This is a genomic window from Streptomyces sp. YS-3 (genome assembly GCF_045257485.1).
In the GTDB taxonomy this organism is placed as follows: Bacteria; Actinomycetota; Actinomycetes; order Streptomycetales; family Streptomycetaceae; genus Streptomyces.
On sequence record NZ_JBJHPC010000278.1, the window covers coordinates 1 to 9267 of the forward strand.

The window sequence follows — 9267 nt, forward strand, 5'->3', positions numbered from 1 at the left end:
GGATTGGGGCCGGTGGCCCCGTGCCCGTCTGTCGCGCGGCGCCCGGCACGTACGCTCGCCGCGTCGCCGAATCGTCCACGTGGCCCTGTCACGAGGACGCTCCGGCGCCCTGCGATCGCACGCACCGGACGCCGCGCGACCCGCCCCCTCCGGGCGGACGGCGGGCACGGGRCCACCAGCCCCGGCCCCACACCACCCACACTCACCCCTGAGGATCGCTGCATGCCTGGCATTACGCGCGAGGAGGTCGCCCACCTCGCCCGGCTGGCGCGTCTGGAGCTGAAGAGCGAAGAGCTGGACCACTTCGCCGGACAGCTCGACGACATCATCGGCGCGGTCGCCCGCGTCTCCGAGGTCGCCGACCAAGACGTGCCCCCGACCTCCCACCCGCTGCCGCTGACCAATGTCATGCGCGCGGACGAGGTCCGTCCGTCGCTCACCCCCGCGCAGGCGCTCTCCGGCGCCCCGGCCCAGGAGCAGCAGCGTTTCAAGGTGCCGCAGATCCTGGGGGAGGACTAATCACCATGACGGACATCATCAAGCTCACCGCGGCCGAGATCGCCGCGAAGATCGCGGCCGGCGAACTCACCGCCGTCGAGGTCACCGAGGCCCACCTGGCCCGGATCGAGGCCGTCGACGAGAAGGTGCACGCCTTCCTGCACGTCGACCGCGAGGGCGCGCTCGCGCAGGCCCGCGCCGTCGACGACAAGCGCGCCCGGGGCGAGAAGCTCGGCCCGCTGGCCGGTGTGCCCCTCGCCCTGAAGGACATCTTCACCACCGAGGGCATCCCGACCACGGTCGGCTCCAAGATCCTCGAAGGCTGGATCCCGCCGTACGACGCGACGCTCACCAAGCGCCTCAAGGCCGCCGACGTCGTCATCCTCGGCAAGACCAACATGGACGAGTTCGCCATGGGGTCGTCGACCGAGAACAGCGCGTACGGCCCGACCGGCAACCCGTGGGACCTCACCCGTATCCCGGGCGGCTCCGGCGGCGGCTCCTCCGCCGCCCTCGCCTCCTACGAGGCCCCGCTCGCCATCGGCACGGACACCGGCGGCTCGATCCGCCAGCCCGCCGCCGTCACCGGCACCGTCGGCGTCAAGCCGACCTACGGCGCGGTCTCCCGCTACGGCATGGTCGCCTTCTCGTCCTCCCTCGACCAGGGCGGCCCCTGCGCCCGTACGGTCCTGGACGCGGCGCTGCTGCACGAGGTCATCGCCGGGCACGACCCGCTCGACTCGACCTCCATCGACGCGCCGGTCCCGCCGGTCGTCGAGGCCGCCCGCAACGGCTCGGTGGCCGGGATGCGCGTCGGCGTCGTCAAGCAGTTCTCCGGCGAGGGCTACCAGGCCGGTGTCGTCCAGCGCTTCAACGAGTCGGTCGAGCTGCTCAAGTCGCTCGGCGCCGAGATCGTCGAACTGGACTGCCCCTCCTTCGACCTGGCGCTCTCCGCGTACTACCTCATCGCCCCGAGCGAGTGCTCCTCCAACCTCGCCCGCTTCGACGCCATGCGCTACGGCCTGCGGGTCGGCGACGACGGCACGAGGTCGGCCGAGGACGTCACCGCGCTCACCCGCGAGGCGGGCTTCGGCGACGAGGTCAAGCGCCGCGTCATCCTCGGTACGTACGCGCTGAGCTCCGGCTACTACGACGCGTACTACGGCAGCGCCCAGAAGGTCCGCACGCTCATCACGCGCGACTTCGAGAAGGCCTTCGAGCAGGTCGACGTGATCGTCTCGCCGACCACGCCCACCACCGCCTTCCCGATCGGCGAACGTGCCGACGACCCGATGGCGATGTACCTGGCCGACCTGTGCACCATCCCGACCAACATGGCGGGCAACGCCGCCATGTCGCTGCCCTGCGGCCTCGCGCCGGAGGACGGCCTGCCGGTCGGGCTGCAGATCATCGCCCCCGCCCTGAAGGACGACCGCCTGTACAAGGTGGGTGCCGCCGTCGAGGCCGCCTTCGTGGAAAAGTGGGGCCACCCGCTGCTCGAGGAGGCTCCGTCGCTGTGAGTGCACTGACCAAGGCCAAGGGATTCAAGAAGTCCAAGGCCGGCACCTACCTGTCCATCGGCACCACCGCCTTCGGCGCGATCAGCGTCGTCAAGCAGGCCAAGAAGGCCCGCACCGAGAACGACACGCTGAAGCTGCTCGACGCCGTCGTCTCCGCCGCCGCCATCGCCACCGGCGTCGCCATCCTGCTGCGCGAACTCAAGCGCATCGGTGACGACGACGTCCTGCTGGGCTGAGAGGGAAGTTTTTCACCGTGACCGTCACTGATCTGGTCTCGTACGAGGACGCCCTCGCGTCGTACGACCCCGTCATGGGCCTGGAGGTCCATGTCGAGCTCGGTACGAAGACCAAGATGTTCTGCGGCTGTTCTACCGAGCTGGGCGCCGAGCCCAACTCGCAGACCTGCCCCACCTGCCTCGGCCTGCCCGGCTCGCTCCCGGTCGTCAACGCGATCGGCGTCGAGTCGGCCGTCAAGATCGGCCTCGCGCTCAACTGCGAGATCGCCGAGTGGTGCCGTTTCGCCCGGAAGAACTACTTCTATCCGGACATGCCGAAGAACTTCCAGACCTCGCAGTACGACGAGCCGATCGCCTTCAACGGCTATCTGGACGTCCAGCTGGAGGACGGCGAGATCTTCCGTGTGGAGATCGAGCGCGCCCACATGGAGGAGGACACCGGCAAGTCGACCCACGTCGGCGGCGCCACCGGCCGCATCCACGGCGCCTCGCACTCGCTGCTCGACTACAACCGGGCCGGCATCCCGCTCATCGAGATCGTCACCAAGCCGATCGAGGGAGCGGGCGAGCGGGCCCCCGAGGTCGCCAAGGCGTACGTCGCCGAGCTGCGCGAGCTCATCAGGGCGCTCGGCGTCTCCGAGGCCCGGATGGACAAGGGCCAGATGCGCTGCGACGTGAACCTGTCGCTGCGCCCGAACGGGACGACGACGTTCGGCACCCGCAGCGAGACGAAGAACGTCAACTCGCTGCGTTCGGTCGAGCGCGCGGCCCGCTTCGAGATCCAGCGCCACGCCGCGGTGCTGTCCTCCGGCGGCACCATCGTGCAGGAGACCCGTCACTTCCACGAGGACGACGGCTCCACCACCTCGGGCCGCATCAAGGACAACGCCGAGGACTACCGGTACTTCCCGGAGCCGGACCTGGTGCCCGTCGCCCCGGCCCGTGAGTGGGTCGAGGAGCTGCGCAAGGGGCTGCCCGAGCTGCCGCGTGTGCGCCGCAACCGGCTGCGCGAGGAGTGGGGCGTCACCGAGCACGACATGCAGTCCATCCTCAACGCGGGCGCGGTCGACCCGATCGTCGCCACGATCGAGGCGGGCGCGGACGCCGCGGCGGCCCGCAAGTGGTGGATGGGCGAGCTGGCCCGTAACGCCAACGAGCAGGGCGTCGCCCTGGACGAGCTGCCCGTGACCCCGGCGCAGGTGGCCCGGGTGGCGGCGCTGGTGGCCTCCGGCGACCTCAACGACAAGCTGGCGCGCCAGGTCATCGAGGGCGTCCTCGCGGGCGAGGGCGACCCGGACGCGGTCGTCGAGAAGCGCGGTCTGAAGGTCGTCTCGGACGAGGGCGCGCTCGGCGCGGCCGTGGACGAGGCCATCGCGGGCAACGCGGCCATCGCGGACAAGATCCGCGGCGGCAAGGTGCAGGCCGTCGGCGCACTGGTCGGCGCGGTCATGAAGACCACGCGCGGCCAGGCGGACGCGGCCCGCGTCAAGGAACTCATCCTGGAGAAGCTGGGCGTCGAGGGCTGACCCCCGAGCCCCCGCGCGTTCTCCCGCGTCCTTGGGACGTGACCGGCTCGGCCCCCGTATCGAGGTGATACGGGGGCCGAGGCATGTTCCGGCGCGGCGCGGAACCAAACCTTCCCGCCGGGTGACCTCGGCCCCGGAACGTCTATAGGGTGCCGAGCGTGGACGGGCGAGAAGCGGTAAGAGTGCTGGGGCGGCGTACGGCGCTGCGTTATCTGGCGCTGGGGACGGCGGCCAGCGCGGTGGCGGCCTGCACCGGCGCGGGAGCGGCGGAGGGGCCCCGCAGACAGGCGCTGAAGGCGTTCGTGAAGGGCGAGTGGGCCTACCGCTCGAACCGGAGCCACCAGGGCGTCCTGACGGTCAATCCCGATGGACACTGGTCTGTCACTCAATGGGGTGGAATGTCCGGTCAGTGGATGCTGGACGGCGCCGTCCTCTCGGTGAGCACCGACGCGCCCGCGGGTGACGCGGAGTCCGAGGACCAGGAGGCGTTCACGCTGACGAGCATGCCGGAGAAGGTCTCCCGGTCGTTCTCCGAGCTCCTCACCCTCTCCGGCGGCTGGTCGAGCATCGGCACCGCCGTCGAGGCGGGGTACAGCAAGGGCGTCCTGACCCTCGCCTTCCGGGGCGAGGGGGCCGAGGACCTGCTCGTCACCTGCACCCGCCGCAAGTGAGACACGGGCGGGGCGCGAACGGCGCGCACGCGGGCGCCCGGTGAGGCGCGAGGCGCCACCGCCTCTGTCCGCGCCGCCCCCTGCGTAATCCCTCATATCCCTGTGACAAAGCCCACGAAACGGGCAAACGATCACTATTCGCTGCCAGAGTGACACCGCGCAGTGGCAGTCGTACCGGCTTCCCGGGCACAGATCCACGAACCATCCAGGGAGCACACACGGTGGCAGCCATAGCACGGTGGTGTGTCAGGCACCGCCTACTCACCGTCCTGCTCTGGCTCCTGGCCCTCGGCGGCGCCACCGCCGCCACGGCCGTCGCCGGCACCGCGTACTCCAACGACTACGAGGTCCCCGGCACCGAGTCCGGCCGCGCCACCGCCCTGCTCGACGCCGGGTTCCACGGCGGCCGTGGCGGCGACACCGACACCGTCGTCTGGCACACCGCCACCGGCTCGGTGCGCGCCCCCGACGTACAGCAGCGCATGTCCCAGGCCCTCCGCGCGGTCGCCGAGCTTCCCGGGGTGGCCTCCGTCACCGGCCCGTACGGCCGCGACGGCGGCGCGCGGATCAGCGCCGACGGGCACACCGCGTATGCCCTGGTGACCTTCGACCACACCGCCGAAGCGCTTCCCAGGTCCCAGGCCCAGGCCGTCGTCGACACCGCCCGGGCCGCCTCCGCCGAAGGCCTGCGCGTCGCGGTCGGCGGCAGCGCCGCCGCCCTCACCGAGTCCGGCTCCGCCCACCTGAGCGAACTCGTCGGCGTGGCCGTCGCGGCCGTCGTGCTCTTCCTCGCCTTCGGCTCGCTCGCCGCCAGCGTCCTGCCCCTCGTGACCGCCGCGGTCTCCGTCGGGACCGCCTACGCGGGCATCGGGCTGCTCGGCCACGCCATGGCCGTCGCCGACTTCGCACCCATGCTCGGCCTGCTCATCGGGCTCGGCGTCGGCATCGACTACGCCCTGTTCATCGTCACCCGGCACCGCCGCGGCCTGCGCCGGGGGCTCGCCGTCGACGAGGCCGCGACCCGGGCCGTGGCGACCACCGGCCGGGCCGTGGTCTTCGCGGGGGCGACCGTCTGCATCGCCCTGCTCGGCATGCTCACCCTGCGCCTCGGCTTCCTCAACGGGGTGGCCGTCGCCGCCTCGCTGACCGTCGTGCTCACCGTCGCCGCGTCCGTGACACTGCTGCCCGCGCTGCTCTCCCTCATCGGGACGCGGGCGCTCAGCCGCCGCGAACGCCGCCGGCTCGCCGAGCACGGGCCCCGGCCGGAGCTGCCCACCGGCTTCGCGGCCCGCTGGTCCGCGTTCGTCGAGCGCCGCCCCAAGCTGCTCGGCGCGGTCGCCGCCGCGGTGATGCTGCTGCTCGCGCTGCCCACCCTCTCGCTCCATCTGGGCACCTCCGACCAGGGCAACAACCCCGCGAAGTCGACCACCCGCACCGCCTACGACCTGCTCGCCGACGGATTCGGCCCCGGCGTCAACGGACCGCTCACCCTCGCCGCGAAGCTCGACGGCGCCGACGACCGGCTCGCCATGGACGAGCTGCCCGCCGTGCTGCGGGCAGCTCGGGGCGTCGCCTCGGTGAGCCCGGTGACGTACAACGCGGGCGGTGACACGGCCGTGCTCACCGTGGTGCCCGACTCGGCGCCGCAGTCCGAGGACACCAGCGCCCTCGTCGACCGGCTGCGCGACACGGTGCTGCCGGCCGCCGAGCAGGGCACCTCGCTCGACGTCCGGGTGGGCGGGGTGACCGCGAGCTACGACGACTTCGCGGGGGTGATCGTCGGGAAGCTGCCGCTCTTCGTCGGCGTGGTGATCGCCCTCGGCTGCGTCCTGCTGCTCCTCGCCTTCCGCTCCCTGGGCATACCCCTCAAGGCCGCCGCGATGAACGTGATGGCGGTGGCCTCCGCGTTCGGGATCGTCGTCGCCGTCTTCCAGTGGGGGTGGGGCAGCGAGCTCCTGGGCCTGGGCCGGTCCGGTCCGATCGAGCCCTTCCTGCCCGTGATCATGGTCTCGGTGCTCTTCGGGCTCTCCATGGACTACCAGGTCTTCCTGGTCAGCCGGATGTACGAGGAGTGGCTGGAGACCGGCGACAACCGGCGCGCGGTCCGGGTCGGCCTCGCCGAGACCAGCCGGGTGATCAACTCGGCCGCCGTGATCATGATTTCGGTCTTCCTGGCCTTCGTGCTCAGCGGTGACCGGGTGATCGCCATGTTCGGCATCGCCCTCGCGGCGGCCGTCGCCCTCGACGCGTTCGTCCTGCGCACCCTGCTGGTGCCGGCCCTGATGCATCTGCTCGGCGGCGCCAACTGGTGGCTGCCCGGCTGGCTGGAGCGGCGGCTTCCCCGGATCAGCATCGAACCGCCCGAGTGCCGCCGTGCGACGATTCCGACGCGGCACGCGCCCGAGCGGGCCGACGAACTCGTCGGCCGGCCGTAGGCGCGCGCGGTGACGACACGACAGACGTGAAGGAGCGGGATGTTCGCGATATCGCTGGGGGACGACGGCGCCGAGCTGCGGCCCCTGGAGCCGTACCACGCCGAGGAGTACCTCGCCCACATCGACCGGGGGCGTGACTTCATCGGCCGGTTCATCATGCTCGCCGAGGTGTGCAAGGACCTCGACGCGGCGCGCGCCTTCCTCCAGTCGTACGCCGACAAGGCCGCGGCCGACACCGGGCGGCTCTACGGCATCTGGTCGGACGGGACGCTGGTCGGCGGCGTCCTCTTCCGTACCTTCGACGCCCGGCTCGGCACCGCCGAGGCCGGCTGCTGGCTGGAGGAGTCGGCGGTCGGGCGCGGCCTGGTCACCCGTGCGGTCCGGCTGCTGATCGACTGGGCCGTCCACGAGCGCGGGATCCACCGGGTGGAGTGGCTCGCCGCCTCCGGCAACACCGCCAGCCTCAATGTGGCCAAGCGGCTCGGGATGACACGGGACGGGGTGCTGCGGGAGAACTACCCCTACCGGGGCGAGCGCCAGGACACCGAGGTGTGGTCGCTCCTGGCTCCCGAGTGGCGGGCGCGCGCCGCGACCTGAGGCGCGGGTGTCCGGGTCATGTCCGGGCGGCCCCGGCGCGGTGTTAAGGCGCCTCTCAGAAAGGCCGCCTACCGTCGCCGGCATGACTGCCACCCCCTCCACCACCAGCACCGACAACGAGGCCGACGCCGAGGCGACGGCCGCCGCACAGCCCGCGACCACCCCCGCCGAGACCACTGCCGACACCTCCGTCGACACCCCCGTCGAGGCGTCCGGGGCCGAGGACGAGGACGGCGACGAGCCCGGCGACGAGGCGCCGCCCGTCACGCCCCCGCGTACGGGCATCGGGGCCGGCGCCGCCGCCGTCGTCTCCGCGGCGCTCGGCCTCGCCTCGCTGACCGGCACCTGGACGGGCAAGGTCCTCTCCGAACGCGAGACCCTGCTCGGCCAGATCAAGACCGCCCAGGGCGGTTCGGCCTCCGCGCAGATCCACGAGATCTACGGCGACTCCTGGCACACCACCGCCGCCGTCAACGGCGGCTTCGCGCTGATCGCCCTGCTGGTCGGCGCCTTCGTCCTGGCCCGCCCGGCGTTCGGCGCCCCCGAGGCCCAGCCGCAGCCGGTCTGGGTACGGGCGGTCGCGCTCGGCGGTCTCGTCCTCGGCGCGATCGGTCTGCTGCTCTCCGTCGGCATGTACTTCGACCTGTTCGCCACGCTGCCCTCGACCGGCTCCTGAGCCTCAGAGCGCCGGGGGCGCCATCGTGAAGCGGGCCAGCACGGTGGCGGTCACGGTCTGGCGCTGAGGCGCCAGATCGAGCTCGGGGACGTTCTCCGGGGCGCCGCCGCCGTAGCCGGCCGCGCGCATCCTCCCGGGGGCCGCCATCGCGTACGGCTGAGCCTGCTCGGCGTCCTCGTCGGCCAGTTCCAGCAGCGCCACCAGCTCGCCGCCGAGCGCCGCCGCGTACTCGCGGGCGCGTTCCACCGCGTCCTCGACGGCCCGGCGGCGGGCCCTGCCGTACGCCTCAGAGGCCGGGCGCAGGGCCCACCAGGGGCCGACGACCTGCGTCAGCTCCAGGTCGGCCAGCCGCGCGGCGAGTTCGCCGAGCGCCGTGAAGTCGCCGAGCTCCACCGCCACCCGCACCTGCCCGCGGTACGCGCGCACGCGCTCGCCCCGGCCGTGCCTGCCCAGCTCGGGGCCGACCGAGAACGAACCCGTCTCCACCTGCTCGACCGCCTCCCCGTACGACTTCACGAGGTCGAGGACGGCCGCGTTGCGGCGGGTGAGGTCCTCCAGGGCGGTGCGCCGGTCGGTGCCGCGCGCGGTCACCGTCACCGAGAGCCCGGCGATCTCCGGGTCGACTTCGAGTACGGCCTCGCCCCGGACCGCGATCCGGGGCGTTTCGGGGGTGCCGTAGGGCACGTGCGGGGACGGCTGGGTCATCTCTGCTCCCTGGGGTCGCTGGGTGCGGCCCACTCTTCCACCGGCGCGCCTCCCGGGACATCCGTAAGGCGTCCACCGCGCCCCTAAGCCCGCTGCCTTAGGCCCGCCCGCCGGGCCCGGCGGGCCGCCGCGGATCTAAGGCCCCGGCCCCGCCGGGATGCGTCACTCTCCCGATGTCCCGGAACCCCCTGGGAGACGAGAGTTGGGGCATCGCAAGAAGCGATGGACCACCAACCAGAGCCCCTCCGAGGGGCACCAGGGAGCCGAAGATGTTCGAGTACCAGATGCACAAGGTGAACGAGGCCGAGCTGCTCCGCGAGGCCGCCGCCCAACGGCTGGTCCGCCAGGCCCGTCTGGCCCGCCGCGACCGGCGGCACGCGGAGCACGAAGGGCAGGGCCGGGT

Annotated in this window: 9 protein-coding genes; 8 read left to right on the top strand and 1 reads right to left on the bottom strand. The window is 72.4% G+C overall.

Going from position 1 to position 9267, the window contains the following annotated elements; translation table 11 throughout:
• Positions 1–222 precede the first annotated feature (222 nt).
• The 8 genes from gatC (at position 223) to ACJA3G_RS21785 (ending at position 8159) form a co-directional block, all read left to right on the top strand.
• Positions 223–519: an Asp-tRNA(Asn)/Glu-tRNA(Gln) amidotransferase subunit GatC gene (gene gatC / locus ACJA3G_RS21750; protein WP_073772988.1), complete on the top strand. Its 297-nt coding sequence runs from the start codon at positions 223–225 to the stop codon at positions 517–519.
• A 5-nt stretch (positions 520–524) separates the two neighbouring features.
• A complete protein-coding gene (gene gatA / locus ACJA3G_RS21755) occupies positions 525–2018 on the top strand; it encodes an Asp-tRNA(Asn)/Glu-tRNA(Gln) amidotransferase subunit GatA (RefSeq protein ID WP_406554693.1) in 1494 nt (497 codons plus the stop codon).
• Positions 2015–2254: a hypothetical protein gene (locus ACJA3G_RS21760; RefSeq protein ID WP_350232817.1), complete on the top strand. Its 240-nt coding sequence runs from the start codon at positions 2015–2017 to the stop codon at positions 2252–2254. The genes gatA and ACJA3G_RS21760 overlap by 4 nt, the downstream gene beginning before the upstream one ends.
• 17 nt (positions 2255–2271) lie before the next feature.
• Positions 2272–3780 (top strand): Asp-tRNA(Asn)/Glu-tRNA(Gln) amidotransferase subunit GatB, encoded by a 1509-nt coding sequence (gene gatB / locus ACJA3G_RS21765; protein WP_406554694.1) that lies wholly within the window; start codon positions 2272–2274, stop codon positions 3778–3780.
• Positions 3781–3938: 158 nt separating this feature from the next.
• Complete coding sequence (locus ACJA3G_RS21770) at positions 3939–4451, top strand: hypothetical protein (protein WP_406554695.1); 513 nt, start codon at positions 3939–3941, stop codon at positions 4449–4451.
• Between the two features lie 221 nt (positions 4452–4672).
• Entirely contained in the window at positions 4673–6886 is a 2214-nt protein-coding gene (locus ACJA3G_RS21775; protein WP_406554696.1) for an MMPL family transporter, read from the top strand.
• Between the two features lie 39 nt (positions 6887–6925).
• Positions 6926–7483 carry a GNAT family N-acetyltransferase gene (locus tag ACJA3G_RS21780; protein WP_406554697.1) on the top strand — a complete coding sequence of 186 codons (558 nt, stop codon included), beginning with the start codon at positions 6926–6928 and terminating at the stop codon, positions 7481–7483.
• Positions 7484–7565: 82 nt separating this feature from the next.
• Positions 7566–8159 (top strand): hypothetical protein, encoded by a 594-nt coding sequence (locus ACJA3G_RS21785; RefSeq protein WP_406554698.1) that lies wholly within the window; start codon positions 7566–7568, stop codon positions 8157–8159.
• A 3-nt stretch (positions 8160–8162) separates the two neighbouring features.
• On the opposite strand, the gene ACJA3G_RS21790 is transcribed toward ACJA3G_RS21785, so the two are convergent.
• A complete protein-coding gene (locus ACJA3G_RS21790; protein ID WP_406554699.1) occupies positions 8163–8864 on the bottom strand; it encodes an SIMPL domain-containing protein in 702 nt (233 codons plus the stop codon).
• Positions 8865–9267: the final 403 nt, after the last annotated feature.